General features: G+C 65.7%; 27 protein-coding genes and 1 tRNA gene. 8 read left to right on the plus strand and 20 right to left on the minus strand.

Annotated features, from left to right (window positions below):
• Positions 1-15: 15 nt before the first annotated feature.
• The 14 genes from nuoL to ACCD06_RS13110 form a co-directional block, all read right to left on the minus strand.
• Positions 16-2,130 carry an NADH-quinone oxidoreductase subunit L gene (gene nuoL / locus ACCD06_RS13045; RefSeq protein WP_109073994.1) on the minus strand — a complete coding sequence of 705 codons (2,115 nt, stop codon included), beginning with the start codon at positions 2,128-2,130 and terminating at the stop codon, positions 16-18.
• A 9-nt stretch (positions 2,131-2,139) separates the two neighbouring features.
• Positions 2,140-2,448: an NADH-quinone oxidoreductase subunit NuoK gene (gene nuoK, locus ACCD06_RS13050; protein ID WP_014248409.1), complete on the minus strand. Its 309-nt coding sequence runs from the start codon at positions 2,446-2,448 to the stop codon at positions 2,140-2,142.
• Between the two features lie 2 nt (positions 2,449-2,450).
• On the minus strand, positions 2,451-3,065 hold the full coding sequence (locus ACCD06_RS13055) for an NADH-quinone oxidoreductase subunit J (protein WP_109073995.1): 615 nt from the start codon (positions 3,063-3,065) through the stop codon (positions 2,451-2,453).
• Positions 3,066-3,083: 18 nt separating this feature from the next.
• Positions 3,084-3,572 carry an NADH-quinone oxidoreductase subunit NuoI gene (gene nuoI / locus ACCD06_RS13060; RefSeq protein ID WP_014248411.1) on the minus strand — a complete coding sequence of 163 codons (489 nt, stop codon included), beginning with the start codon at positions 3,570-3,572 and terminating at the stop codon, positions 3,084-3,086.
• A 107-nt stretch (positions 3,573-3,679) separates the two neighbouring features.
• Positions 3,680-4,690, minus strand: coding sequence for an NADH-quinone oxidoreductase subunit NuoH (gene nuoH / locus ACCD06_RS13065; protein WP_109073996.1), 1,011 nt, complete (start codon positions 4,688-4,690; stop codon positions 3,680-3,682).
• Positions 4,683-6,746, minus strand: a complete 2,064-nt coding sequence (nuoG, locus tag ACCD06_RS13070; protein WP_413341116.1) for an NADH-quinone oxidoreductase subunit NuoG — start codon at positions 6,744-6,746, stop codon at positions 4,683-4,685. The genes nuoH and nuoG overlap by 8 nt, the downstream gene beginning before the upstream one ends.
• Before the next feature lie 15 nt (positions 6,747-6,761).
• On the minus strand, positions 6,762-8,051 hold the full coding sequence (nuoF, locus tag ACCD06_RS13075) for an NADH-quinone oxidoreductase subunit NuoF (RefSeq protein ID WP_413341118.1): 1,290 nt from the start codon (positions 8,049-8,051) through the stop codon (positions 6,762-6,764).
• A 16-nt stretch (positions 8,052-8,067) separates the two neighbouring features.
• Positions 8,068-8,694 carry an NADH-quinone oxidoreductase subunit NuoE gene (gene nuoE / locus ACCD06_RS13080; protein WP_109073999.1) on the minus strand — a complete coding sequence of 209 codons (627 nt, stop codon included), beginning with the start codon at positions 8,692-8,694 and terminating at the stop codon, positions 8,068-8,070.
• Positions 8,691-9,839: an NADH-quinone oxidoreductase subunit D gene (locus tag ACCD06_RS13085; protein WP_413342499.1), complete on the minus strand. Its 1,149-nt coding sequence runs from the start codon at positions 9,837-9,839 to the stop codon at positions 8,691-8,693. The genes nuoE and ACCD06_RS13085 overlap by 4 nt, the downstream gene beginning before the upstream one ends.
• A gap of 107 nt (positions 9,840-9,946) precedes the next feature.
• Complete coding sequence (locus ACCD06_RS13090) at positions 9,947-10,576, minus strand: NADH-quinone oxidoreductase subunit C (protein ID WP_109074000.1); 630 nt, start codon at positions 10,574-10,576, stop codon at positions 9,947-9,949.
• A 96-nt stretch (positions 10,577-10,672) separates the two neighbouring features.
• Positions 10,673-11,218: a NuoB/complex I 20 kDa subunit family protein gene (locus ACCD06_RS13095; protein WP_174470176.1), complete on the minus strand. Its 546-nt coding sequence runs from the start codon at positions 11,216-11,218 to the stop codon at positions 10,673-10,675.
• Positions 11,209-11,577 (minus strand): NADH-quinone oxidoreductase subunit A, encoded by a 369-nt coding sequence (locus ACCD06_RS13100; RefSeq protein ID WP_045580751.1) that lies wholly within the window; start codon positions 11,575-11,577, stop codon positions 11,209-11,211. The genes ACCD06_RS13095 and ACCD06_RS13100 overlap by 10 nt, the downstream gene beginning before the upstream one ends.
• 314 nt (positions 11,578-11,891) lie before the next feature.
• Positions 11,892-11,968: transfer RNA gene (locus tag ACCD06_RS13105), tRNA-Asp, on the minus strand.
• A 201-nt stretch (positions 11,969-12,169) separates the two neighbouring features.
• Positions 12,170-12,397: a hypothetical protein gene (locus ACCD06_RS13110; RefSeq protein ID WP_085089951.1), complete on the minus strand. Its 228-nt coding sequence runs from the start codon at positions 12,395-12,397 to the stop codon at positions 12,170-12,172.
• A 165-nt stretch (positions 12,398-12,562) separates the two neighbouring features.
• Here ACCD06_RS13110 and ACCD06_RS13115 point away from each other — a divergent pair, with 165 nt between their 5' ends.
• On the plus strand, positions 12,563-12,850 hold the full coding sequence (locus tag ACCD06_RS13115) for a hypothetical protein (RefSeq protein ID WP_413341121.1): 288 nt from the start codon (positions 12,563-12,565) through the stop codon (positions 12,848-12,850).
• Between the two features lie 107 nt (positions 12,851-12,957).
• Entirely contained in the window at positions 12,958-13,395 is a 438-nt protein-coding gene (locus ACCD06_RS13120) for a hypothetical protein (RefSeq protein WP_413341123.1), read from the plus strand.
• 4 nt (positions 13,396-13,399) lie between these two features.
• Here the strand turns inward: ACCD06_RS13120 and ACCD06_RS13125 are convergent, their stop codons facing one another.
• Positions 13,400-13,861, minus strand: a complete 462-nt coding sequence (locus tag ACCD06_RS13125; RefSeq protein WP_413341125.1) for a hypothetical protein — start codon at positions 13,859-13,861, stop codon at positions 13,400-13,402.
• A gap of 167 nt (positions 13,862-14,028) precedes the next feature.
• Here ACCD06_RS13125 and ACCD06_RS13130 point away from each other — a divergent pair, with 167 nt between their 5' ends.
• The gene (locus ACCD06_RS13130; protein ID WP_413341127.1) at positions 14,029-14,682 is read left to right on the plus strand and encodes a DsbA family oxidoreductase; all 654 of its coding nucleotides are present in this window, start codon (positions 14,029-14,031) and stop codon (positions 14,680-14,682) included.
• A gap of 59 nt (positions 14,683-14,741) precedes the next feature.
• On the opposite strand, the gene ACCD06_RS13135 is transcribed toward ACCD06_RS13130, so the two are convergent.
• Together ACCD06_RS13135 and ACCD06_RS13140 are read right to left on the minus strand one after the other, a co-directional pair.
• Positions 14,742-16,679, minus strand: a complete 1,938-nt coding sequence (locus ACCD06_RS13135) for a propionyl-CoA synthetase (RefSeq protein ID WP_413341129.1) — start codon at positions 16,677-16,679, stop codon at positions 14,742-14,744.
• A 198-nt stretch (positions 16,680-16,877) separates the two neighbouring features.
• Positions 16,878-17,348 carry a DUF3574 domain-containing protein gene (locus tag ACCD06_RS13140; protein ID WP_136704371.1) on the minus strand — a complete coding sequence of 157 codons (471 nt, stop codon included), beginning with the start codon at positions 17,346-17,348 and terminating at the stop codon, positions 16,878-16,880.
• 92 nt (positions 17,349-17,440) lie between these two features.
• Between ACCD06_RS13140 and ACCD06_RS13145 the strand changes: the two genes are divergently transcribed.
• Positions 17,441-17,806 carry a hypothetical protein gene (locus ACCD06_RS13145; protein WP_109074006.1) on the plus strand — a complete coding sequence of 122 codons (366 nt, stop codon included), beginning with the start codon at positions 17,441-17,443 and terminating at the stop codon, positions 17,804-17,806.
• A gap of 9 nt (positions 17,807-17,815) precedes the next feature.
• Here the strand turns inward: ACCD06_RS13145 and ACCD06_RS13150 are convergent, their stop codons facing one another.
• Positions 17,816-18,253 (minus strand): Rrf2 family transcriptional regulator, encoded by a 438-nt coding sequence (locus tag ACCD06_RS13150; RefSeq protein ID WP_136704372.1) that lies wholly within the window; start codon positions 18,251-18,253, stop codon positions 17,816-17,818.
• A gap of 156 nt (positions 18,254-18,409) precedes the next feature.
• Here ACCD06_RS13150 and ACCD06_RS13155 point away from each other — a divergent pair, with 156 nt between their 5' ends.
• Entirely contained in the window at positions 18,410-19,342 is a 933-nt protein-coding gene (locus ACCD06_RS13155; protein WP_413341132.1) for an NAD(P)/FAD-dependent oxidoreductase, read from the plus strand.
• On the opposite strand, the gene ACCD06_RS13160 is transcribed toward ACCD06_RS13155, so the two are convergent.
• Positions 19,339-19,965, minus strand: coding sequence for a LysE/ArgO family amino acid transporter (locus tag ACCD06_RS13160; protein WP_413341134.1), 627 nt, complete (start codon positions 19,963-19,965; stop codon positions 19,339-19,341). The genes ACCD06_RS13155 and ACCD06_RS13160 overlap by 4 nt on opposite strands.
• A 97-nt stretch (positions 19,966-20,062) precedes the next feature.
• Between ACCD06_RS13160 and ACCD06_RS13165 the strand changes: the two genes are divergently transcribed.
• The 3 genes from ACCD06_RS13165 (at position 20,063) to ACCD06_RS13175 (ending at position 23,380) form a co-directional block, all read left to right on the plus strand.
• A complete protein-coding gene (locus ACCD06_RS13165) occupies positions 20,063-20,992 on the plus strand; it encodes a LysR family transcriptional regulator ArgP (protein ID WP_413341136.1) in 930 nt (309 codons plus the stop codon).
• Between the two features lie 60 nt (positions 20,993-21,052).
• On the plus strand, positions 21,053-22,867 hold the full coding sequence (locus ACCD06_RS13170) for a M3 family oligoendopeptidase (protein ID WP_413341138.1): 1,815 nt from the start codon (positions 21,053-21,055) through the stop codon (positions 22,865-22,867).
• A gap of 105 nt (positions 22,868-22,972) precedes the next feature.
• Complete coding sequence (locus tag ACCD06_RS13175) at positions 22,973-23,380, plus strand: bacteriohemerythrin (RefSeq protein WP_413341140.1); 408 nt, start codon at positions 22,973-22,975, stop codon at positions 23,378-23,380.
• Positions 23,381-23,479: 99 nt separating this feature from the next.
• Here the strand turns inward: ACCD06_RS13175 and ACCD06_RS13180 are convergent, their stop codons facing one another.
• Complete coding sequence (locus tag ACCD06_RS13180; protein ID WP_413341142.1) at positions 23,480-24,178, minus strand: class I SAM-dependent methyltransferase; 699 nt, start codon at positions 24,176-24,178, stop codon at positions 23,480-23,482.
• Positions 24,179-24,308: the final 130 nt, after the last annotated feature.

Here is a 24,308-nt window from a genome sequence, read left to right on the forward strand (position 1 = left end):
CTCCTTCGAAACCGCTCAGCCGAAGACCGACAGCCAGGCGACGAGCAGGACGACCCCGATCACCATGGCAAAGGCGTAGTGATAGACGTACCCCGACTGCAGCCGGCTGGCGCGTGCCGCGACGTCGCGGGTGGCGGCGGCGATGCCGTCCGGACCCACGCCGTCGATCACCGCCCCGTCGCCAGACTTCCACAGGCCGTAGCCGATGGCCTTGGCCGGACGGGTGAACAGCGCGTCGTACAGCTCGTCGAAGTACCACTTGTTGTAGAGGAACTGGTGGATGCCGCGGAAGGTGGAGGCGATCCGGCCCGGCAGGCGCGGCATCATCACATAGCCGATGTAGGCCATGGCGATACCGATCAGGCCGACCACCAGCGGGGCGATAGCGACCCAGCCCGGGGTGTGGTGGTGCGCGGCCTCGATGGCGTCATGCTCGTGCAGGGTCATGATGGCCTTGCCCCAGAACTCCATCCGGTCGTGGCCGATGAACCACTGGTGGAAACCGAAGCCGGCGAACAGCGCGCCAAGCGTCAGGACCGCCAGCGGGATCAGCATGACGACCGGCGATTCGTGAGCGTGGTCGTAGACTTCCTTGTCCATCCGCGGCGTGCCGTGGAAGGTCATGAACAGCAGGCGCCAGGAGTAGAAGGCGGTCAGCAGAGCAGCCGCGATGCCCAGGGCGAAGGCGAAGCGCCCCACCCCGCTGCCCGAGGCGAAGGCCGCCTCCAGGATCATGTCCTTGGAATAGTAGCCGGCGAAGAAGGGCAGGCCGGCGAGCGCCAGATTGCCGATCCACATCACCGCATAGGTGAAGGGAATCTTGCGCCAGACACCGCCCATCTTCCGCATGTCCTGCTCATGGTGCAGGGCATGGATGACCGAGCCGGCGCCGAGGAACAGCAGAGCCTTGAAGAAGGCGTGCGTGAACAGGTGGAACATGGCCGCGCCGTAGGCCGAGACGCCGGCGGCGAAGAACATGTAGCCGAGCTGCGACATCGTCGAATAGGCGATGACGCGCTTGATGTCGAACTGGGTGAAGCCGATGGTCGCCGCGACGAAGGCGGTCAGGCCGCCGACCACCGTCACCACCTCGAGCGCCGTCGGGGCGTATTCGAAGACGGGCGACAGGCGGCAGACCATGAAGACGCCGGCGGTGACCATGGTGGCCGCGTGGATGAGCGCCGACACCGGGGTCGGGCCTTCCATCGCGTCCGGCAGCCAGGTGTGCAGACCAAGCTGCGCCGACTTACCCATCGCGCCCATGAACAGCAGCAGGCAGGCGATGGTCAGGCCGTTGAAGTCCCAGCTGAGGAAATGCAGCGTCTCGCCGGTCAGCGTCGGGGCCTTGGCGAAGATCGTGTCGAACTGGACCGAACCGGTCAGCACGAAGATCGCGAAGATGCCGAGCGCGAAGCCGAAGTCGCCGACGCGGTTGACCAGGAAGGCCTTCATGGCGGCGGCGTTCGCAGAGGGCTTCTCGTACCAGAAGTTGATCAGCAGGTAGGAGGCCAGACCGACGCCCTCCCAGCCGAAGAACAGCTGGACCAGGTTGTCCGCCGTCACCAGCATCAGCATGGCGAAGGTGAACAGCGACAGGTAGCCCATGAAGCGCGGCTTCTGCGGATCCTCGGCCATGTAGCCGATGGAGTAGACGTGCACGCAGGCCGAGACGGTGTTGACGACGATCAGCATCACCGCGGTGAGCTGGTCGACGCGCAGCGCCCACTTCACGTCCAGCGTGCCGCTCTGGATCCAGGTCATCAGCTCGATCGTGCGCGGGTTGCCGTGCACGGCGACGTCGAAGAACAGGATCCAGGACAGGATCGCCGAGACGATGACTGCGCCCGCAGTCACGAACTGCGAGACGCGGTCGCCCACGGTCGGCGGCCCGGCGACGACATGGTGGTCGTCGTGGGCGTCGTCGTGCGCGTGGTCCAGCTCGTCATGCGAGATGTGATGGGAATGATCGTCATGGGCATGGGCGATCTGGGCGTGCCCGTGATCGTCATGGCCATGACCGTGGCTTCCGTGACCCGCGGCGGCCGGCTCGGCCTTCGGCCCGCCGAACAGCGCGATCGATCCGGCGACGAGGAACGCCAGGAGCGGAAGGAATACGACTAGCACTTCCATGGCGCCGCCTCAGCCCTTCATCATGTTGATGTCTTCGACTCGGATCGAGCCGCGATTGCGGAAGTAGACCACCAGGATGGCGAGGCCGATGGCCGCCTCAGCGGCGGCGACGGTCAGGATGATCATGGCGAAGATCTGGCCGACCAGATCGTGCAGGAAGGTCGAGAAGGCGACGAGGTTCAGGTTCACCGCCAGCAGCATCATCTCGATCGACATCAGGATGATGATGACGTTCTTCCGGTTCAGGAAGATGCCCAGCACACCCAGCGTGAAGATGATGGCCGAGACCGTCAGGTAATGTCCGAGACCGATCTCCATGATCACACGCCCTCCCCGGTCGTAACCTTGCGAATGACGACCACGTCTTCCCGGCGACGGGAAATCTGGGCGCCGACATTCTGTTTGCGCACGCCCGGACGGTGCCGCAGCGTCAGCACGATCGCGCCGATCATGGCGATCAGCAGGACGATGCCCGACGCCTGGAACAGATAGACGTACTGCGTGTACATCAGCCGGCCCAGCGCATGGGTGTTCGTGACCTGATCGAGCGCCGGGGTCGGCGCGCCGGCGATGGCGGCGACGTTGGGAGCCACGATCCAGCCGCCGAGCACGGCGGCCAGTTCGGCCAGCAGGATCAGCCCGACCAGCGCGCCCAGCGGCAGCGCTTCCATCGCACCCTTGCGCAGTTCGCGGAAGTTGATGTCGAGCATCATGACCACGAACAGGAACAGCACGGCGACGGCACCGACATAGACGATGACGAGGATCATCGCGATGAACTCGGCGCCCATCAGGACGCAGAGACCGGCCGCCTGGAAAAAGGCGAGGATCAGGAAAAGGACAGAATGAACGGGGTTCCGCGCCGAGATGACCATCACACCGGAGGCCACCAGCAGCGCGGCGAACACGTAGAAGGCGATGCCTTGGAGTATCATCGTTTTTCTCGCTTCCGCTTACCGGTAAGGAGCCTCGGCCGCGAGGTTCTGGGCGATTTCCGCCTCCCAGCGGTCGCCGTTCGCCAGCAGCTTCTGCTTGTTGTAGAAGAGCTCTTCACGGGATTCGGTGGAGAACTCGAAGTTCGGCCCCATGACCACCGCATCGACCGGGCAGGCTTCCTGGCACAGGCCGCAGTAGATGCACTTGGTCATGTCGATGTCGTAACGCGTGGTGCGGCGGCTGCCGTCGTCGCGCGGTTCGGCCTCGATGGTGATGGCGAGAGCCGGGCACACCGCTTCGCACAGCTTGCACGCGATGCAGCGCTCCTCGCCGTTCGCATAACGGCGGAGCACATGCTCGCCGCGGAAGCGGGAGCTGATGGGGCCCTTCTCATAGGGGTAGTTGATCGTGACCTTGGGCTTGAACATGTAGCGCAAGGTCAGCGCCATGCCGCCCAGCAGCTCGGTCAGGAACAGGCTGCGCGCCGCGCGGTCGAGGAACGCCATGGCCTCTTCGTCTCCTTCCTCGCCGGCAGCCGCCCTTTGGTCGGGCGGCTCGCCGGCACTCAAATCGACATGTCGATGGTGGGTTCGGTGCAGGCTTTCGCCGTTGCTTACTTCGGCAACCAGCCGAAGGTCACCAGGACGCCGGCGGTCAGCACGACCCAGAACAGTGACAGGGGCAGGAAGACCTTCCAACCCAGCCGCATCAGCTGGTCGTAGCGGTAGCGCGGCACGGTGGCGCGAACCCAGACATAGGTGAACAGGCAGAACGCGATCTTCAGGGCGAACCACACGATGCCCGGCACCCAGGTGAAGGGCGCGAAGGGCAGCGGGGGCAGCCAGCCGCCGAGGAACAGGATGCTCGTCATCGCGCTCATCAGGATCATGTTGGCGTATTCGCCAAGGAAGAAGAGCGCGAAGGGAGCCGAGCTGTACTCGACCATGAAGCCGGCGACCAGCTCCGACTCGCCTTCCGGCAGGTCGAAGGGAGCGCGGTTGGTTTCCGCGAGCGCCGAGATGAAGAACATCACGAACATCGGCAGCAGCGGAATGCAGAACCAGACCGTCTCCTGGGCCCGCACGATGTCGGTCAGGTTCAGCGAACCGACGCAGAGCAGCACGGTGATGATGATGAGGCCCATCGAGACCTCGTAGGACACCATCTGCGCCGCGGAACGGAGCGCACCGAGGAAGGCGTAGCGCGAGTTCGAGGCCCAGCCGGCCATCACGATGCCGTAGACGCCCAGCGAGGAGATCGCGAACAGGTACAGCACGCCGACGTTGATGTTGGACAGCACCACCCCGTAGTCGAACGGGATGACCGCCCAGGCGATCAGCGCCAGGAAGAAGGTCAGCATCGGCGCGACGTAGAACACGACGCGGTTGGCGCCTTCCGGCAGGATCTGCTCCTTCGCGAACAGCTTCAGACCGTCGGCGAAGGGCTGCATCAGGCCGAAGGGACCGACGATCGCCGGTCCCTGGCGCAGCTGCATCGCGCCCATGATCTTGCGCTCGGCATAGGTCATGAAGGCGACGGCCACCAGCAGCGGCACGGTGATCGCCAGGATCTCCAGAACCATAATGATCAGCGGCAGGAGGAAGCCGCTCCAGAACTCAGCCATGGGTGCCAGTCCTCTCCTGAGCAGGGCCCACCAGCGCTTCCGTGCAGTTGGCCATCGTCACCGAGGCCCGGCTGATCGGGTCGGTCATGTAGAAGTTGGTGATCGGCGTCACGAAGGGGGCGGCATCGACCGGGCCCTGCGCGCCGAACGGCGCCCAGTTGGCCGGGGTCATCTCGCCGACCGCACCGAAGATCGGGTTCGCCGCCATCAGCCGCTGGCGCAGCTGACCGTGGGTGTCGAAGGGCAGCGTGGTGCCCAGGACTTCCGACAGGGCGCGGACGATCTTCCAATCCTCGCGCGCTTCGCCCGGCGGGAAGACCGCGAGGCGGGCGAGCTGAGGACGGCCTTCGGTGTTGACGTAGACCGCGTTCTTCTCGGTGTAGGCGGCGCCCGGCAGGATGACGTCGGCGCGGTGGGCGCCGGCATCGCCATGGTGGCCCTGGTAGACGACGAAGGCGTTGCCAAGCTTGGCCATGTCGATCTCGTCGGCGCCCAGCAGGTAGACGAAGTCGATCTCGCCCTTCGACGCGCCGTCGAGGATGCCGTGGGTGTCACGGCCACCCTCGCCCGGCAGGAAGCCGGCCTCGATGCCGCCGACACGCGCCGCGGCGGTGTGCAGGACGTTGAAGCCGTTCCAGTCGTCGCGGAACATGCCGTAGGCCTCACCGACCAGACGGGCGGCGGCCTGGACCGCGAGACCGTCGGCGCGCTGGAAGGCGCCCATGCCGACGATGATCATCGGGTTCTTGGCGGCGCGCAGCGTCTCGGCGAACGGATGGCTGCCGTCGACCAACTGCTGCAGCGTGTCCGGACCGGAGCCGATCACGCTGTAGGGATAGGTCAGGTCACGCTGTTCGCCGATGGAGGCGATGGTGACGCCGCCGGCCAGATAGCGCTTACGGATGCGGGCGTTGACCAGCGTGCCTTCCCAGCGCGGGTTGGTGCCGACCAGCAGGATCACGTCGGCCTTCTCGATGCCGGCGATGCCCGAATTGAACAGGTAGCCGGCGCGAACCGAGGTGTCGAACCGCGCGCCGTCCTGACGACAGTCGAGGTTCGTGGAACCCAGACGCGACAGCAGCTCCTTCAGCGCGAACTGCGCCTCGACATCGACCAGATCGCCGGAGATGGCGGCGATGCGGTTGCCGGACAGGCCCTTCAGGCGCGCCGCGACGGCGGTGAAGGCCTCGGCCCAGCTGGCCGGGACCAGCTTGCCGTTCTGGCGGATGTAGGGGCGGTCGAGGCGCTGGCGCTTCAGGCCATCGTAGGAGTAGCGGCTCTTGTCGTTCAGCCACTCCTCGTTGATGTCGTCGTTGACGCGCGGCAGGACGCGCATCACCTCGGCGCCACGGGCGTCGACGCGGATGTTCGAGCCGACGGCGTCGAGGACGTCGATGGTCTCGGTCTTGCGCAGCTCCCACGGACGGGCCGTGAAGGCGTAGGGCTTGTGGGTCAGCGCGCCGACCGGGCAGACGTCGGCGAGGTTGCCCGACAGCTCCGAGCCGATCGCCTTCTCGACGAAGGTGGTGATCTCCATGTGCTCGCCGCGGTAAACGGCGCCGACATCGGGAACACCGGCCACTTCGTTGATGAAGCGGATGCAGCGGGTGCAGTGAATGCAACGGGTCATGATGGTCTTGATGACCGGACCCATATACTTGTCCTTGACCGCCCGCTTGTTCTCGCCGTAGCGGCCGCGGTCGAAGCCATAGGCCATGGCCTGGTCCTGCAGATCGCACTCGCCGCCCTGATCGCAGATCGGGCAATCCAGCGGGTGGTTGATCAGCAGGAATTCCATGACGCCCTTGCGGGCCTTCAGGACGGTCTCGCTGTTGGTGCGGACGACCATTCCGTCGCCGCAGGGCATGGCGCAGGACGCGACCGGCTTGGGCGCGCGCTCCATCTCCACGAGGCACATGCGGCAGTTGGCCGGCACGCTGAGGCGCTCATGGTAGCAGAAGCGCGGAATCTCGATCCCCAGTTGCTCGCAAGCCTGGAGGATCGAGGTGCCCGGCTCGACCTCGATCTCGATCCCGTCGATGGTCAGTTTCGGCATGGGAACGGGAACTCCTTACTCGGCCGCCAGCGGGGCGCTGTTGCGGTAGGCCTGGATGCGCCGCTCCACTTCCGGGCGGAAGTGGCGGAACAGGCCCTGGATCGGCCAGGCGGCAGCGTCGCCGAGCGCGCAGATGGTGTGGCCTTCGACCTGCTTGGTGACCTGCAGCAGCATGTCGATCTCTTCCAGGCGGGCGTTGCCGGTGACCATGCGCTGCATGACGCGGTTCATCCAGCCGGTGCCTTCGCGGCACGGCGTGCACTGGCCGCAGGACTCATGCGCATAGAACTGCGACAGGCGGGCGATGGCCTTCACGATGTCGGTGGATTTGTCCATCACGATCACCGCGGCGGTGCCGAGGCCCGACTGCACTTCACGCAGGCTGTCGAAATCCATCAGAACAGTGTCGCAGATCGACTTCGGCAGGACCGGAACCGACGAGCCGCCGGGGATGATGCCCAGCAGGTTGTCCCAGCCGCCGCGCACGCCGCCGGCATGCTTCTCGATCAGCTCCTTCAGCGGGATGCCCATCTCCTCTTCCACGTTGCACGGTTTGTTGACGTGCCCGGAGATGCAGAAGAGCTTGGTGCCCGAGTTCTTCGGACGGCCGAGGCCGGCGAACCAGGAGGCGCCGCGACGCAGGATGGTGGGAACAACCGCGATCGATTCGACGTTGTTCACCGTGGTCGGGCAGGAATAGAGACCGGCCTGGGCAGGGAACGGCGGCTTGTTGCGCGGCTGCCCCTTCTTGCCCTCGATCGACTCGATGAGCGCGGTTTCCTCGCCACAGATGTACGCGCCCGCACCGCGGTGGATGTAGACGTCGTAGCTGTAGCCGGTGCCGCAGGCGTTCTTGCCGATCAGCCCCGCCGCATACGCCTCGTCGATGGCGCGCTGGACGTTGGAGCCCTCGTTGTAGAACTCGCCGCGGATGTAGATGTAGCAGGCGCTGGCACCGATGGCGAAACCGGCGATCAGGCAGCCTTCGATCAGCTTGTGCGGATCGTGGCGCAGAATGTCGCGGTCCTTGCAGGTGCCGGGCTCGCCCTCGTCGGCGTTGATGACGAGGTAGACGGGCTTGTCGGTCACGTTCTTCGGCATGAAGGACCACTTCATGCCGGTCGAGAAGCCGGCGCCGCCGCGGCCGCGCAGCCCCGATTCCTTCACCTGATCGATGATCCAGTCCCGGCCATTGGCCAGGAAGGACGCCGTGTTGTCCCAGTCACCGCGCTTGCGGGCCGCCTCGAGACCGAAGTCCTGGTAGCCGTAGAGGTTGGTGAAGATGCGGTCCTCATCGCGAAGCATCGCTGTCCCCTCCCCCTCAATCGTCCGCTTGCGCGGTGGTGAAAGCCTTCAGCGTCGTCGGGCCGCCGACCGGCTCCGAGGACTGACGGCCGATCTGCGAACCGGGCTTCGGCGTCTCGCCGCGCGCCAGCGCGTCGAGGATGCGCTCCATATGCTCCGGCGCCACGTCTTCGTAGTAATCGTCGCCGATCTGCACAACCGGCGCGTTGACGCAGGCGCCCGAGCACTCGACCTCGCCCAGCGTGAACTGGCCGTCGGCCGTGGTCTCGCCCACGTCGATGCCGAGCTTGCTCTTGCAGGTGTGGACGATCTCGTCCGACCCGCGCAGCCAGCAGGGGGTGGTGGTGCAGACCTGGATGTGGTGCTTACCGACCGGGTTCTTGTTGTACATCGTGTAGAAGGTCGCGACCTCGTACACGCGGATGCGCGGCATGCCGAGCAGGTCGGCCACGGCATCCATGGCGACGCGCGGCAGCCAGCCGCCGTTCTGCCGCTGGGCAACGTCCAGCAGCGGCATGCAGGCGCTGGCCTGCTTGCCCTGCGGGTACTTGGCGATGATGCGCTTCGCCAGCTCCAGGTTTTCCGGAGTGAAGGTGAAGCTGGTCGGCTCGGCGTGGCCGTGATCGGAAGCGGGCGCGCTCATCGATCGATTTCTCCGAAAACGATGTCCATCGAGGCGATGTTGGCGACGGCGTCGGCCAGCATGTGACCCTTCGACATGAAGTCCAGGCCCTGAAGGTGGGCGAAGCCCGGCGCGCGGATCTTGCAGCGGTAGGGCTTGTTGGTGCCGTCGGACACCAGATACACGCCGAACTCGCCCTTGGGCGCCTCGATGGCGGTGTAGGTCTCGCCGGCGGGAACGTGGAAGCCCTCGGTGAAGAGCTTGAAGTGGTGGATCAGCGCTTCCATCGAGCGCTTCATCTCGCCGCGCGGCGGCGGGGACACCTTGCGGTCCTGGATCTTGTAGGGACCGGCCGGCATCTCCTTGCAGCACTGGCGAATGATGCGCAGCGACTGCTTCATCTCCTCCATGCGCACGAGATAGCGCGCCCAGCAGTCGCCGGTCAGGCCGACCGGGACGTCGAACTCCATGCGGTCATAGACTTCGTAGGGCTGCGACTTGCGCAGGTCCCAGGCGACGCCGGAGCCGCGCAGCATCGGGCCGGTGAAGGCCCAGTCGAGCGCCTGCTCCTTCGTGACGATGCCGATGTCGACCGTGCGCTGCTTGAAGATGCGGTTCTCGGTCAGCAGGCTTTCGAGGTCGTCCATGAACTTCGGAAAACGCTCGGTGAAGGCCCAGATGTCGTCCAGCAGCCCGTCCGGGATGTCCCAGGCGACGCCGCCCGGCCGGAAATAGTTGGCGTGCAGGCGGGCACCCGATACGCGCTCGTAGAACTCCATGAGGATTTCGCGTTCCTCGAAGCCCCAAAGCGCCGGGGTGATCGCGCCGACGTCCAGCGCACCGGTCGTGATCGACAGGATGTGGTTCAGGATGCGCGTGATTTCCGAGAACAGCACGCGGATGTACTGGGCACGCAGCGGCGCCTTGATCTGCAGCAGGTTCTCGATGCCGAGCACATAGGCGTGCTCCATGCACATCGGGCTGACGTAATCCAGGCGGTCGAAATACGGCACGGCCTGGACGTAGGTCTTGTACTCGATCAGCTTTTCGGTGCCGCGGTGCAGCAGGCCGATGTGCGGATCGCAACGCTCCACCACCTCGCCGTTCAGCTCCATCACCAGACGGAGCACGCCGTGGGCGGCCGGGTGCTGCGGCCCGAAATTCATCGTGTAGGGCTTGATCTGCGTCTTGGTCTCCGGACCGGAGGCGCTGATCGCCCCGTTCGGACCAGTCGAGACGACGCCGGTCGCCGATTCGGTCGAAACGGTCATGCTCACGGCTTCTTGCTCCCGTCCTGGAGGGCCGCCTTCTCATCGCCGGGCAGCATGACGTTGGTCATGCCCTCCCACGGGCTGAGGAAGTCGAAGGCGCGGAAATCCTGGGTCAGACGGACCGGCTCGTAGATCACGCGCTTCTGGTCTTCGTCGTAGCGGGCTTCGACGTAGCCGGTCAGCGGGAAGTCCTTGCGGAACGGGTGCCCCTCGAACCCGTAGTCGGTGAGGATGCGGCGCAGGTCCGGATGGTTCTCGAAGAAGATGCCGAACAGGTCCCACACCTCGCGCTCGAACCAGTTCGCGGCGCTGAAGACGGCGACGGCCGACGGGACGGGCGTGTCCTCATCGGTGGCCAGCTTCACGCGCATGCGCCGGTTGTGGGTGTAGCTGAGCAGCTGGTAGACGACCTCGAACCGCTCCGCGCGGTCCGGGTAATCGACCGCGGTGATGTCGGTCAGCTGCTCGAACCGGGTGGCCGGATCGTCGCGCAGCGCGGTCAGCACCGCCAGGATGGCCGGCCGTTTGACCGTCACCATCAGTTCGCCGAGCCTCACCTCGACCTTCAGGACGTCGCCGCCGATCTTGGCGGCGATGACGTCCCCGAGTTCCTTCAACGCCTGTTCGGACATGGGTGGGACCCTGCCTTCCTACTTGTCTTCAGCGCGCTTCTCTTCCGGCCGCGGGACCGGAGCCTTGTCGGCCCCGGCCGGTCCGGTCCGCTGGGATCAGCGGGCGATGCGGTTGCCGCGCTTGATCTTCTTCTGGAGCTGGAGGATGCCGTAAATCAGCGCCTCCGCCGTCGGCGGGCAGCCGGGCACATAGATGTCCACCGGCACGATCCGGTCGCAGCCACGCACCACCGCGTAGGAATAGTGGTAGTAGCCGCCGCCGTTGGCGCAGGAACCCATCGAAATGACCCAGCGCGGCTCCGGCATCTGGTCGTAGACCTTGCGGAGCGCCGGGGCCATCTTGTTGGTCAGGGTGCCGGCGACGATCATGCAGTCGGACTGGCGCGGGCTGGGACGCGGAATCACGCCGAAACGGTCCAGGTCATACCGGCTCATATAGGCGTGGATCATCTCCACCGCGCAGCAGGCCAGACCGAAGGTCATCGGCCACAGCGAGCCGGTCCGGGCCCAGGCCAGCAGGTCCTCGTACTTCGCCAGCACGAAGCCCTTGTCCTGGATCTCGTCCGAGACCGCGCGGATGTAGGCGTCCTGTTCCGGTCCGGGCGGAATCGGCGCCAGCGGCTTGGCGACCTCTACTCCCATTCCAGAGCTCCTTTCTTCCACTCATAAATGAAGCCGATGGTCAGGATGCCCAGGAACAGCATCATCGACCAGAAGCCGAACAGCCCGATGTCACCCAGGGCGACCGCCCACGGGAACAGGAAGGCGACTTCAAGGTCGAAGATGATGAACAGGATCGAGACCAGGTAGAACCGCACGTCGAACTTGGTGCGCGCGTCCTCGAACGGCTCGAAGCCGCATTCGTAGGGGGAGACCTTCTCGGCGTCCGGGTTCTTCGGGCTGATGACGTAGGATGCCCCCACCATCACCGCGGCCAGCGCGATGCCGATCAGCAGAAACACCAGGATCGGAAGATACTCAATGATCAGCGGAGTCGACACCGCGTTCCTCCCATAAGCCCACGACCACGGGCGCCGTTCCGGCCGGGAAATCGGCGGAAGCGCAAAGCCGTGGCAGCCATGCCTTGGATTAGCCCATCAGACGGGCCGGAATATATGCCGAGACCGTGGGCAAGGAAAGCGCTTTGAATCGCTTTTCACCACGCGGAAGGACAAGCCGGTCCCCGCGCGAGAGCTTGGTAATACCACGTTTTTAAAACGGGGAAAAGAAAAGACAATACGCATGCGAAAAAGGACCCGCGGTTTGCGAGTCCTTTGCACATACTGGCGCGTTACGCGCAATTTGAAAAAGGAAGTGGCGCGAGTGACGGGACTTGAACCCGCGGCCTCCGGCGTGACAGGCCGGCGCTCTAACCAACTGAGCTACACCCGCGCAGAGCGACTTGTTTCAAAACACCGCACCGTCACAGAGCCAAAGGCTTGAACCGCTTGGTGTTTTTAACTGGAACCGTTGAAGGCCCCCGTCGTTCGGTGGGCGGTTTGTAGTCGCCCCGGCCGCCGCCTGTCAATCACCAAATTGCAAAAAAATCACCGGAGCTGACGCCTGCGGCATGGTGGTGCCCCGCCCGCCCGCTCAGGGCAGACGGTGGGCATCGCGACGCAGGGCCTCCAGCCGGTCGAAAGCCTGCAGCATGCCCGCCGACAGTTCGCGGTGGTCGACCGCATCCGGTCCGCCGAAGCGGGTCAGCGTCTCTTCCAGCGCGCGGGCCAGATGTTCGGCAACGTCGAGATGCTTCTGTTCCAGGGCCAGCTCCAGCGCGGCAAGGATGCGGTCGCCGAGCCGCCGTTCATTCAAGGTCATGCGTTTCCCCACCCATATCCGGCAACGGGCGGCGATGCGCCGTCCCGTTTGCGTTTCCGGCCGAGAATAGCAGCTTCGCCATTCGTGCGCGGTGGGATTCGCATCGCTGCGACATTTCGGAGGCAGCCCTTCCGGAACCGCCCTACCCCGTGCGATAGTGCGGCCATGACGTTCCGCGACTCGCCCCTCTTCCGTCTCATCGCCGTTCTTCCGGCCCTCGCCGTTTTCGCGGCGGCGGGCCCCGCCATGGCGGCCGCCAACGTATCGGCCGCCCAGGCCGAGGCGAAGGAGATCGCGAAGTCGATGGGCAACTGCACGCCGGCGAAGGTCGAGGTGCTGCGCTACACCGTCGGACGGGAAGGGTCGACGACCTTCAAGGTCGGCTGCACCGAGGACAAGGACGCCTTCGTCGTCGTGCAATGCCGGGCACGCATCTGCTCCCTGCTTCGTTGAGGCACGCCCCACCGGCGAATTCACCGCTCGTTAACCGGGGTCACGCGCAATGTGCAGGGTTGGGTGGCCCATGTTTGGCAAGAGCGCTTGGCGAGAGGAATTGCAGGATGATGGGCGCAGGTATGGACGCGGCGCGAATGGGGTCCAGGCGCGGTCGGCTTGTCCTGTCGCTGGCGATTTCGGCGTGGGCGCTGACCGGCTGCACCTCCCCGCTCGGGCTGGCGGCGGCTGGTGCCGATGTCGTGACGCTGAATGCGACCAAGAAAACGATCGGCGATCATATCGTGTCGGCGGCCACCGGGCGCGATTGCTCGATCCTCAGCTTCGAGAAGGACGGCGATTATTGCCCTGACAAGGTCGAGGTCGACCGGTCGCGGCTCTATTGCTACCGCACGCTTGCCGACGTCGAGTGCCACCACATCCCGGATCCCTACCGCAACGGCAACACCGCGCTGGCCAGTCCGCCGCCGGACGTCCGGACGCTGCCGCGCAAGCGGGGCTGGTTCGACGACGCCACGCCCTATACGCCCAACAACGGGTCGTAAGGCGTCAACGCACCTTCTTGGCGACGAAGGCCTTGGCGATCGCCATCATCGCCTTCTCATGATTCGGCCCGCCGGCCGGTGCATTGTGAATGGTGGCACCCTTCCCCGCCGGCGCGGACTTGCCGGCAGGCGTCGCGCGCTGCGGAGCCGGCTGCTCGTCCGGCTCGCGGCCCAGCTGGTTCAGCAGGTTCTCAAGCGCATCGCGGCTGAGGCCGGAGGCCGACGGACGCCCGCCCCCCGCCCCGCCGGCGGCGGCCGGACGCGCGGCCGGCCTGCTGCTCGCCGGACGGCCGGCGCGTTCGATGGCGGCGGCGGCGATGGCCTTCAGGAAGGGCTGGGCGATGCCGCGCAGCAGGTCGGGATCCTCGACAGCCCAAGCCATCAGGATCTTCTGCGCATTCATCCGGCTGCCCTTGGCCGCCAGGATCGCTTCGCGCACCTTGCCGTCGACGTAGGAATTGCTCATCGGGAATCGCCCACCGGGATGTGTCCGCCGGCTTTACAAATATCGGCGGTACTGTTCAGGACTGTTGGGCCAACTCGGTTAACAAACGGTTGCGGGCCCTTTCCGGCCCGCGGGATGAGACGGAAGAAGCGGTTGCTCCGTGGGGAGGAGGCGCGGATAGTGGCGGCATGCTGATCGAAACCTTCGCCGACCTGATCTGCCCCTGGTGCTACATCGGCAAGCGCAGGCTTGACCGGGCACTGATGCAGCGGCCGAACCTGCGCCCGGAAATCCGCTGGCAGCCGTTCCAGCTGAACCCGGACATGCCACGCGGCGGGATGTCGCGCGACGACTATCTCGCCGCCAAGTTCGGCGGGGCGGAGCGGGCGCGGCAGATTCACCGGGTGGTGGAGGATACCGCGGCGCGCGACGGATTGCCGCTGGCGCTCGACCGCATCCAGCGCACGCCCAACAGTTTCGACGCGCACCGTCTGGTCCGCATCGCCGGCCGCCTGGGGCTGGGCAATGCCATGGCCGACGCGCTGTTCGCCGCCTATTTCGTCGAAGGTGTGGACATCGGCGACCCGGACGCGCTGGCCAGCGTCGCCGCCGGACTGGGGATGGACTTCGTCGAGACACGGCATCAGCTCTCCACAGATGCCGAATCGGCGTCAGTCCTTGCCGCCGATGCGCTGGCCCGCCAGATGGGGCTGCAGGCGGTGCCCTGCTATATCTTCAATCGCCGCTACGCGCTCTCCGGCGCGCAGGAGCCCGCGAGTTTCCTGCCGCTGCTCGACCTCGGCAGCGAGGAACCGGAGAACCTGTCGGTCGTCTCATGCTGATCCCGGCCCCAAAATGAAGAAGGGCGGCCCGAAGGCCGCCCTCTCCCGGTTTTGGCGTGTCAGGCTGGCGTATTGCTGACTTTGGCGTAGCCCAAGGTCTTCAGCGCGTCGGCGATCTCCGGCAGGATGCCCGGATCGTCGATGGTCGCCGGCATCTTGTAGTCCTGGCTGTCGGCGATCTTCTGCATGGTGCCGCGCAGGATCTTGCCGGAGCGGGTCTTCGGCAGACGATCGACCACCAGGGCGCGCTTGAAGTCGGCGACCGGGCCGATCTGCTCGCGCACAAGCTGGACCACCTCCTTGACGATCTCCTCATGCGGGCGGGTGACGCCGGCCTTCAGGCAGACGAAGCCCAGCGGCACCTGCCCCTTCAGATCGTCGGCCACGCCGATCACCGCGCATTCGGCGACGTCCTTGTGGCTCGACAGCACCTCTTCCATGGCGCCGGTGGACAGGCGGTGGCCGGCGACGTTGATGATGTCGTCGGTGCGGGCCATGACATAGACATAGCCGTCATCGTCGACGAAGCCGGCATCGCCGGTCTGGTAGTAGCCGGGATAATCGGCGAGATAGGACTTCTTGAAGCGCTCGTCGGCGTTCCACAGCGTCGGCAGCGTGCCCGGAGGCAGCGGCAGCTTGACGCAGATGGCGCCGATGTCGCCGCGCGGAACCTCCTTCAGCTCGGCATTCAGCACGCGTACGTCCCAGCCCGGCATCGGACGGGTGGCCGAACCGTACTTGATCGGGAACAGGTGGACGCCCAGCGGGTTGCCGGAGATCGCCCAGCCGGTCTCGGTCTGCCACCAGTGGTCGATCACCGGGACGTTCAGATTGTCCTCGGCCCAATGCAGCGTGTCGGGGTCCGAGCGCTCGCCGGCCAGGAACAGGGCGCGGAAGTGCGACAGGTCGTACTTCTTCAGGTAATTGGCGTCCGGATCCTCGCGCTTGATGGCGCGGAAGGCGGTGGGGGCGGTGAACAGCGTGCCGACCTTGTGCTGCTCGATCACGCGCCAGAAGGTGCCCGGATCGGGGGTGCCGACCGGCTTGCCCTCGAACACCACGGTGGTGCAGCCGGTCAGCAGCGGCGCATAGACGATGTAGGAATGGCCGACGACCCAACCCACGTCCGACGCCGCCCAATATACCTCGCCCGGCTTGACGTTGTAGATGTTGGTCATGGTCCAGCGCAGGGCCACCGCATGGCCGCCATTGTCGCGAACCACGCCCTTGGGCTGGCCGGTCGTGCCGGAGGTGTAGAGGATATAGAGCGGATCGGTCGCCTTGACGGGCACGCACTCCGCCGGCTCGGCCTTCGCCACCGCCTCGGCCCAGTCGACGTCGCGGCCGGCGATCAGCGTCGCCGTCTCCTGCGGGCGCTGCCAGACGATGACGCTGCCCGGCTTGTGGGCCGACTGCTCGATGGCGGCATCCAGCATCGGCTTGTACTTGACGATGCGGTTCGGCTCGATGCCGCAGGAGGCCGAAACGATGGCCTTCGGCTTGGCATCGTCGATGCGGGTCGCCAGCTCGTGCGGGGCGAAGCCGCCGAAGACCACCGAATGCACCGCACCCAGACGGGCGCAGGCCAGCATGGCGACCAGCGACTGCGGGATCATCGGCATATAGAGGAGGACGCGGTCGCCCTTCTCCACCCCCTGGGCGCGCAGCGCGCCGGCGAAGCGGGCGACCTGGTCCTGCAACTCCGCATAGGTGATGGTCTGGACGGTCTGGGTGACCGGGCTGTCATAGATGATCGCAGCCTGAGCGCCGCGCCCGCCTTCCACATGACGGTCCACCGCGTTGTAGCAGGTGTTCAGCTCCCCGCCGGTGAACCAGCGGTAGAAGGGCGCGTTGCTGTCGTCCAGCACCTTGTCCCACGGCTTGAACCAGGAGATGTCCTTCGCCGCCTCGCCCCAGAACCCGGCGGGGTCCGACAGGGAGCGGGCATGCATCTGGTCGAAAAGCTCTGCAGTCGTGGTGCTGGCGGTCGGGCTCATGGCAGGGCGTCCCTCGTTCTATTTTGGTACTATTCGGTGCGCATTTCCTCTCGGCCGCGAAACGATCCGTTACGCAGCCTCCACAATCTGCGACAAAAGCATAAGTGCAGGCAAATGTCAGAAGGTCGGGGGTGCGGCGAGCTGTCGCATTCCCCATTCGTGAAACGATGTTCCGGGAATTGGAATAGCCCCGCTGTTTCAGAAGGAGACGCACACCGGCCGAATGGCCAGCCCGACCGACTGCTGGTGGAAACGGTCCTTGTACAGATCGACGATTTCGTGGATCAGCCGCAGCGTCGCCGGGTCGCCATCGGCCAACAGAGTGAGGATTTTGCTGGGTTCCCGCACCAGATGGCCGGTCTGGATGTCGCGCCAGTGGCCGGAGGCGTCGACGACGGTCAGCCCGTTGGGAAAGCGCGGCGTCACCTCCCGGTCCAGGAAGTCGGTCCATTCGCGATCGCTGACGCCAAGCTCGTTGCCGATGTTGCGGCCAAAGAACAATTGCGCCTCGATCATCGCGCCGGCCGCATAAGCCTCGCACACCGTTGGTGACACCGCCGGCGCGGGTGCCAGCTGGGCCGCGGCGGGGCCGGTCAGCAGAAGGAGCGAAAGGACGGCGGACGACAGGCCGGGACCATGGCGCAGGACGGGGCGGTTGAAGAGACGCATGGGCGATTCTCCGTTCGGGCGGGAGAGGAAGCGTCGGCGGCGCGATCAGCGACGCTCTGGTCAGGACGCCCCTGGACCGTTATGCATGGATCATGGCCGTCGATCCACCCATCACCGGGATTCGCCCGATCCTGACCGTCGTTCACGGCAACGGCGAGCGCCTGATCGTGGCCCGTCTCACCAACCTGGGCGGCGGCAGCCAGTCCAACCGCTTCGTCCTGCGCCGCGCCGATTTCCGCGCGCCGTGGGAGCAGCCGGACAAGGGCTATTTCGGCTATGCCGAGGTTGCCCGCGCTCTGGACGCCAACGGCTGGCGCGGCTGCATCATCGAGGCGATGGCGACCACCGACCTGGAGGAGCGCCGCGCCCGCCAGCTCGCCCGCAAGAAGCTGCACCTGCAATGCGTGGAGGCGGCAATCCGGCGGGCGCAGGAAGGGGAGACGCCCAAAGCGGGCTAGGTTCCGCGCTCAGCACTTCCCCAGTGCCCTCATACGCCGATCGAAATCGGCTGCGAGATCGGCGAGCGTCACTTGGCCGAGATGGCGGACAAGCACCGCCTCCGCCTCACGCAATGCCCCGTCGAGGGCGGCATTGACGGCCTGCTCCACCAGGCAACTCGGTTCGTCCGCCGTTGGACCGATGGCGAAGACCCCCGGTTCCCCCAATGCGCGGTGAATGTCCAGCAGGGTGATCCCGTCGAGCGGCCGTGCCAGCCGCCAGCCGCCGCCATGGCCCTTTTCCGACCGCACATGGCCGGCCTCGCGCAGCCCCGCCATGGTCCGGCGGATGACCACCGGATTCGTGTTCAGCATCTCAGCGATCGCTTCCGACGTCAGCGCACCGTCATGCCGGTCCATGTGGATCAGCACATGCAGCATGCGGGAAAGGCGGCTGTCCTGCCTCATCGGTGATCGGTCCTTTCGGGGGTGACGCAGGCGGCCGGTCAACTCAGGCCACTTCATAAGTTACATGGCACATTGACCGCGCCCTTTCATGTAACTTATCATGTGTCGTGATCGGACGCGGACTGCGCGCCGGTAATTCCGTGGAAAGGCACAGGCATGAACGGAAACGACACGACGACCTATGACGCCATCATCGTCGGCGGCAGCTATGCCGGCATGGCCGCCGCGCTGCAGTTGGCTCGTGCCCGGCGCCGGGTTCTGGTGGTGGATGAGGGACTGCGGCGCAACCGCTTCGCCAGCCACTCGCATGGTTTCCTCGGTCAGGATGGTCGTCCACCGGGAGAAATCACCGCCGAGGCCCGCAACCAGTTGATGAACTATCCGACCGTCACCTGGATGACCGGTCGGGCGGAACAGGCCGCGAGGACACCCGAGGGATTCCGAATCACCAGCTCCGACGGCATCGGCTACCGAGGGCGTCGGCTGTTGATCGCCGTTGGTGTGGTCGACGAACTGCCGGCGATCCCCGGTCTGGTGGAACGTTGGGGACGCTCCGTGTTCCATTGTCCCTACTGCCACGGCTATGAGCTGATGCAAGGTCGTATCGGTGTCGTCGCCGTATCCGGGCAATCCATGCACCACGCGCTGATGCTGCCGGATTGGGGACCGACGACACTGCTCCTGAATGGAGCGTTCGAGCCCGACGCCGACCAGTCGGCCCATCTGGCGCGGCGCGGGGTGGCCGTCGAGACTGCCCTCATCAGCGGGATCGACGGCGATTCGCCGGAGGTCTCGCTCGCCGACGGACGCAGATTGCCTTTCGCCGGACTGTTCGTGCTGCCGCGAAGCCGCGTTGCAAGCCCGCTGGCCGCACAGCTCGGGTGCGTGACCGAAGACGGACCGCTCGGCACCCATATTCGCGTCGACGCGATGCAGGAAACCAGCATCCCCGGCGTCTTCGCCTGTGGCGATGCGGCACGAGCCGCGGGATCGGTGGCGCTGGCCGTCGGCGCCGGCACGATCGCCGGGACGGCGCTGCACCGGTCGCTGCTGTTCTGCGACGACGACGCCTTGTTCGTCCGCTCCTAACCGATCAGCAGGCCCGCCGCGATGGTCCACATCACCAGGGCGATGACACCGTCCATCACCCGCCACGCGGTGGGCCGGGCGAACAGCGGGCGCAGCAGCCGGGCGCCGTAGCCAAGCGCGAAGAAGAACAGGAAGGACGCCGTCATCGCCCCCAGGGCGAAGGCGCCCCTGGCCTCGGCGAAGCGGGCGGAGACCGAGCCGACCAGCACCACCGTGTCCAGATAGACATGCGGGTTCAGCCAGGTCAGCGCGAGGCAGGTCAGCAGTGCCGGCAACAGCCCGCCCGGTTCACGATCGGCCGGGTTCAGCCCACTGCCGCCGGCCCACGCCGACCGGGCGCTCCGCAATCCATAGACCAGCAGGAAGGCAGCGCCGGCATAGCGCATCAGCGGTTCCAGCCAGGGCCAGCGCGCCGCGACGGTGGCGAATCCGCTCACCCCCGCCAGGATCAGCACGGCGTCGGACAGCGCACAGGTGGCGCAGATCACCAGCACATGCTCGTTGCGCAGGCCCTGACGCAGCACGAAGGCGTTCTGCGCCCCGATGGCGACGATCAGGCTGAACCCGAGGAACAGCCCCGGCAGGAAGGCAGGCATCAGGGCGGCGGGAGAAAGGTCGGTCATCGCGGCGGCTCCGGAGGCGGCGGATGTCATTCCGCTACCACCTCGCGCTCCTTTGCCGTACTTAATCCTTCTTGCTGTGATTAAGCAGAGCTAAACCATGCTGGACTATCCGCTGCTGATGGCTCTGGCCGCCGTGATCCGCACCGGCAGCTTCGAGCGAGCCGCCCGGCAGCTGCATGTCACCCCGTCGGCGGTGTCGCAGCGGGTGAAGCTGCTGGAGGAGCGGCTGGGCACCGTCCTTGTGGTCCGTGGCCAGCCCTGCACCGGCACCGCCGCCGGCCTGCGCCTGTGTCAGCACGTGGAGCAGGTGGCGCTGCTGGAAAGCGAACTGCGCGGCACCCTGCCCGGGCTCAACCCGGCCGATGGTCCGGTCACCTTGCGGATCGCGGTGAATGCCGACAGCCTCGCCACATGGTTCGTCGCGGCGATGGCCGAGTTGCCGGGCTGCCTGTTCGATCTGGTGCTGGACGACCAGGACCACAGCGCCGAATGGCTGCGCAAGGGCGAGGTGCTGGCCGCCGTCACCGCCAGCGCGGCACCGGTTCCCGGCTGCAACAGCCATCCGCTTGGCGCACTCCGCTACCGCGCCACCGCCAGCCCGGATTACCTGCGCCGCCATTTCGCCGACGGGGTGACGGCGGACGCCTTGGCGAACGCGCCTTGCCTGACCTTCAACCGCAAGGATCAGTTGCAGGCGCAGTGGCTGCGCATGGTGCTGAGCGACTGCGATCCGGCACAGGCGCCCACTCCGCCGACTCACTGGCTGCCCTCCACCCATGCCTTCGTCGATGGGGCGCTGGCCGGGCTGGGATGGGGAATGAACCCCGACCCGCTGGTTGCCGACCATCTGGCGACGGGGCGTCTGGTGGAGTTGGTGCCCGGCCGGCCGCTGGACGTGCCACTCCATTGGCAGCAGAGCCGGATCGCCGGAACCGCGCTGGCCGACCTGTCGCGCGCGGTCCTGCGCGCCGGACGGCGAGCCCTCCATCCCACCGGCGAAGAGGCAGGAAGCCCGCCCGCCCGATGAAGGCTTTGCCCGCGCCGAGTGCGCGCTTATATGGATTCAACCAATCTCTGGAGGGACTCGATGACCAGCAGCGCCGCCACGGCCGCAAACGACACCCCCGATCTGGGTGCGCTTCCCACCTGGGACCTGAGCGACCTCTATCCCGGCACCGAGTCGCCGGAGCTGAAGGCCGACCTCGACCGGATGGAGCGGGAGTGCAAGGCCTTCCGCGAGCGCTATGCCGGCAAGCTGGCGGCGCTGAACGGCGACGATCTGGCCGCGGCGATCCGCAGCTATGAGGACATCGACGAGACGCTGTCGCGCGTCATGTCCTATGCCGGGCTGGTCTACAACGGCAACATGATCGACCCGGCCATCGCCAAATTCTATCAGTCGGCGCAGGAGCGGGTGAACGACATCTCCGCCCACCTGATCTTCTTCACGCTGGAGATCAACCGGCTGGACGAAAAGGACCTGGCGGCCAAGCAGAAGGCTTCGGCGGCCCTGCGCCATTACGAGCCGTGGCTGCGCGACGTCCGCCTCTACCGCGACCACCAGCTGTCCGACGAGATCGAGCGGCTGCTGCATGAAAAGCACGTGGTCGGCCGCGCCGCCTGGAATCGCCTGTTCGACGAGACCATCGCCAGCCTGCGCTTCCCCATGGGCGGGAAGGACCTGACCTGTGCGGAGGCGCTGAACCGCCTGTCCGACCGCAATCCCGCCATCCGCCGCGAGGCCGGCGAGGTGGTGGGCAAGGTGCTGGGCGAGAATGCGCGGCTGTTCTCGCTGGTCACCAACACGCTGGCCAAGGACAAGGAGATCGAGGACGACTGGCGCAACTATCCGACGCCGACCTCCGCCCGCAACCTGTCCAACCGGGTCGAGGATGAAGTCGTCGACGCGCTGGTCTCCGCCGTCAAGGGCGCCTATCCGGAGCTGTCCCACCGCTATTACGCGATGAAGGCCAAATGGTTCGGCCAGGACCATCTGGATTACTGGGACCGCAACGCTCCCCTGCCGGAGGATGCCGACCGCAGCATTCCCTGGGACGAGGCGCGCGACATCGTGCTGGGCGCCTATGGCCGCTTCTCCCCCCACCTCGCCAGTCTGGGCAAGCGCTTCTTTGACAACCCCTGGATCGACGCGCCGGTCCGCCCCGGCAAGGCGCCGGGCGCCTTCGCCCACCCGACCGTGCCCAGCGTTCACCCCTATCTGCTGGTCAACTACCAGGGCAAGACGCGCGACGTGATGACGCTGGCCCATGAGCTGGGGCATGGCGTCCACCAGATCCTGGCCGGCAAGCAGGGTCACTTCCTGTCCGACACCCCGCTGACGCTGGCGGAAACCGCCTCCGTGTTCGGCGAGATGCTGACCTTCCGCGCCCTGCTGGCGGCGGAGACCGACCCCAAGCGCCGCCGCATCATGCTGGCCGGCAAGGTCGAGGACATGCTGAACACGGTGGTCCGCCAGATCGCCTTCTTCGATTTCGAACGCCGCGTCCACACCGAACGGCGCGAGGGCGAACTGACCTCTGACCGCATCGGTGAAATCTGGATGGCGGTGCAGATCGAAAGCCTGGGGCCGGCGCTGCGCTTCGACGAGGGATACCGGCATTACTGGTCCTACATCCCCCACTTCATCCACTCGCCTTTCTATGTCTACGCCTATGCCTTCGGCGACTGCCTGGTGAACTCGCTCTATGCGGTCTATCAGGATGCCGAACAGGGCTTTGCCGAGAAATATCTGGCAATGCTGACGGCCGGCGGCACGCTGCGCCACAAGGAGCTGCTGGCCCCCTTCGGCCTCGACGCCTCCGACCCCGCCTTCTGGCAGAAGGGGCTCGGCGTCATCCGCGGCTTCATCGACGAGCTTGAGGCCGGCGAGGCGAAAACCTGACGATTCTGGTGTCTTGACCACCGTCAAGAGACCCTGACCGGCGTGCGGGTATGGTGGCCTTCGGAGCGTCGTCTCCGAAGGCCATCTTTTTTGGAAGCGAACATCATGCTTGCGACCACCACGCCCTCCGCCCCATCCGCTGACGTCCCCCTCCTTGGCTACGAGGCCATGGACCGCGACCACGCCGATTCCCTGGCGCTTTGGCAAGTTGCCCACGACGCCCCCGCCGGCCAACTCCGGGCGCCCTTCGCCGCTTTCGCCAAGCATCTGCGCGAGCATTTCGCCCGCGAGAACGCGCTGATGACCCAGTACGGCTTTTTCGCCCTGCATTGCCACAAGGACGAGCACACCCGCGTCCTGAAGGTGGTCGCGACCATGGAAGCCGAACTGGAGGAGGGTAACGAGGCCCGCGCGCGCCTGTATGTGACCGAGCATTTCCCCGACTGGTTCCACACCCATCTGGCGACGATGGATCGGGTGACCGCGGATTTCCTGGCGCAGGCAGAGGGGTGAAGGACAGCGCCGATTGAGCGGCTCTCCTGCCTGTTCCGTGAAGCGCTCAGCCTTCGATCGCATCCGGAGGAACGGCATCCGGTCGAGGCGGATCGCTTCTCAGGAATTGGTAAGGAGCATCGCGACGCTGGGCGCGGTGCGATAGAGATCGGGACCGGCCGGAGCCGTATTCAGAAAATAGGACTTCGGAAATTTGGACCGCAGCAGTGGAAGGCTGTCGAAGACGCTGTAGCTGTAGGCGATTCCATCCCCTTCCGATTGAACATAGCCTTTCCCATTGGTCTTTATGAAATCCGCCAGCGGCCAAAGCCCGATCCGGTGAATGGCCTGTTTGACGCGACGGGCCAATGGCCCCCCATGGCCGAAATTGTTGGAATCCGAAATGAACACGGCGTTACCTGCCACTCGCGCCATCTCGCGCACGGCACGCATGTCATCCTGGACATGATGCAGAACACCGAATTCGCAGACCAGATCGAAGCTGTTGTCGGGATAGGGAATGTCGAGAGTGCTGCCTTCGACAAGCCGGTCGGGCCGATGACCCTTGCGAATTGCCTCGGCAATCATCTCGGGAACAGGTTCCAACCCGAAGACCTCGACATCCGGCGCATGCTGGGCCAGCCACAGCCCGACGCGACCGGTCCCACACCCGACGTCAAGCACACGTCGGAACCCATAAAACCGAATGAGTCCGGTCAACCACTGCAAAGCGAATGTATGTTCATCGGCCTGAGAGACATGCATCCGATCATAAAGTTGCGCGGTCTTCCTGTAATAGGCGCGCTGAGATTCCGACATGTCCGGATCCAATCGAACCAATGATTCTTGCATGGCGGCTTACCAACATGGCCCCGCTCACGCGAACTCAATCATCAAACAGGACAAGGCGCGATGGTACAAAGCGAAAAGGCCCGGCTCAAGGCCAGGC

Origin of the sequence: Azospirillum sp. CT11-132 (assembly GCF_047302835.1) — a bacterium.
GTDB lineage: Bacteria > Pseudomonadota > Alphaproteobacteria > Azospirillales > Azospirillaceae > Azospirillum.

Bases quoted from the DNA above. Each gene is read 5' to 3' on its own strand.
- ACCD06_RS13110 (WP_085089951.1), bottom strand. From the start codon at position 12,397: ATGACCTTGAATGAACGGCGGCTCGGCGACCGCATCCTTGCCGCGCTG.
- ACCD06_RS13115 (WP_413341121.1), top strand. From the start codon at position 12,563: ATGACGTTCCGCGACTCGCCCCTCTTCCGTCTCATCGCCGTTCTTCCG.
- ACCD06_RS13150 (WP_136704372.1), bottom strand. From the start codon at position 18,253: ATGAGGCAGGACAGCCGCCTTTCCCGCATGCTGCATGTGCTGATCCAC.
- nuoF (WP_413341118.1), bottom strand. From the start codon at position 8,051: ATGCTTCGCGATGAGGACCGCATCTTCACCAACCTCTACGGCTACCAG.
- ACCD06_RS13175 (WP_413341140.1), top strand. From the start codon at position 22,973: ATGCTTGCGACCACCACGCCCTCCGCCCCATCCGCTGACGTCCCCCTC.
- ACCD06_RS13140 (WP_136704371.1), bottom strand. From the start codon at position 17,348: ATGCGTCTCTTCAACCGCCCCGTCCTGCGCCATGGTCCCGGCCTGTCG.
- ACCD06_RS13095 (WP_174470176.1), bottom strand. From the start codon at position 11,218: ATGGGAGTAGAGGTCGCCAAGCCGCTGGCGCCGATTCCGCCCGGACCG.
- ACCD06_RS13155 (WP_413341132.1), top strand. From the start codon at position 18,410: ATGAACGGAAACGACACGACGACCTATGACGCCATCATCGTCGGCGGC.
- ACCD06_RS13130 (WP_413341127.1), top strand. From the start codon at position 14,029: ATGCTGATCGAAACCTTCGCCGACCTGATCTGCCCCTGGTGCTACATC.
- ACCD06_RS13120 (WP_413341123.1), top strand. From the start codon at position 12,958: ATGATGGGCGCAGGTATGGACGCGGCGCGAATGGGGTCCAGGCGCGGT.
- nuoG (WP_413341116.1), bottom strand. From the start codon at position 6,746: ATGCCGAAACTGACCATCGACGGGATCGAGATCGAGGTCGAGCCGGGC.
- nuoH (WP_109073996.1), bottom strand. From the start codon at position 4,690: ATGGCTGAGTTCTGGAGCGGCTTCCTCCTGCCGCTGATCATTATGGTT.
- nuoL (WP_109073994.1), bottom strand. From the start codon at position 2,130: ATGGAAGTGCTAGTCGTATTCCTTCCGCTCCTGGCGTTCCTCGTCGCC.
- ACCD06_RS13090 (WP_109074000.1), bottom strand. From the start codon at position 10,576: ATGTCCGAACAGGCGTTGAAGGAACTCGGGGACGTCATCGCCGCCAAG.
- ACCD06_RS13145 (WP_109074006.1), top strand. From the start codon at position 17,441: ATGGCCGTCGATCCACCCATCACCGGGATTCGCCCGATCCTGACCGTC.
- ACCD06_RS13135 (WP_413341129.1), bottom strand. From the start codon at position 16,679: ATGAGCCCGACCGCCAGCACCACGACTGCAGAGCTTTTCGACCAGATG.
- ACCD06_RS13085 (WP_413342499.1), bottom strand. From the start codon at position 9,839: ATGAATTTCGGGCCGCAGCACCCGGCCGCCCACGGCGTGCTCCGTCTG.
- nuoI (WP_014248411.1), bottom strand. From the start codon at position 3,572: ATGGCGTTCCTCGACCGCGCGGCGCGCAGCCTGTTCCTGACCGAGCTG.
- ACCD06_RS13160 (WP_413341134.1), bottom strand. From the start codon at position 19,965: ATGACCGACCTTTCTCCCGCCGCCCTGATGCCTGCCTTCCTGCCGGGG.
- ACCD06_RS13125 (WP_413341125.1), bottom strand. From the start codon at position 13,861: ATGAGCAATTCCTACGTCGACGGCAAGGTGCGCGAAGCGATCCTGGCG.
- ACCD06_RS13165 (WP_413341136.1), top strand. From the start codon at position 20,063: ATGCTGGACTATCCGCTGCTGATGGCTCTGGCCGCCGTGATCCGCACC.
- nuoE (WP_109073999.1), bottom strand. From the start codon at position 8,694: ATGAGCGCGCCCGCTTCCGATCACGGCCACGCCGAGCCGACCAGCTTC.
- nuoK (WP_014248409.1), bottom strand. From the start codon at position 2,448: ATGGAGATCGGTCTCGGACATTACCTGACGGTCTCGGCCATCATCTTC.
- ACCD06_RS13180 (WP_413341142.1), bottom strand. From the start codon at position 24,178: ATGTCGGAATCTCAGCGCGCCTATTACAGGAAGACCGCGCAACTTTAT.
- ACCD06_RS13170 (WP_413341138.1), top strand. From the start codon at position 21,053: ATGACCAGCAGCGCCGCCACGGCCGCAAACGACACCCCCGATCTGGGT.
- ACCD06_RS13055 (WP_109073995.1), bottom strand. From the start codon at position 3,065: ATGATACTCCAAGGCATCGCCTTCTACGTGTTCGCCGCGCTGCTGGTG.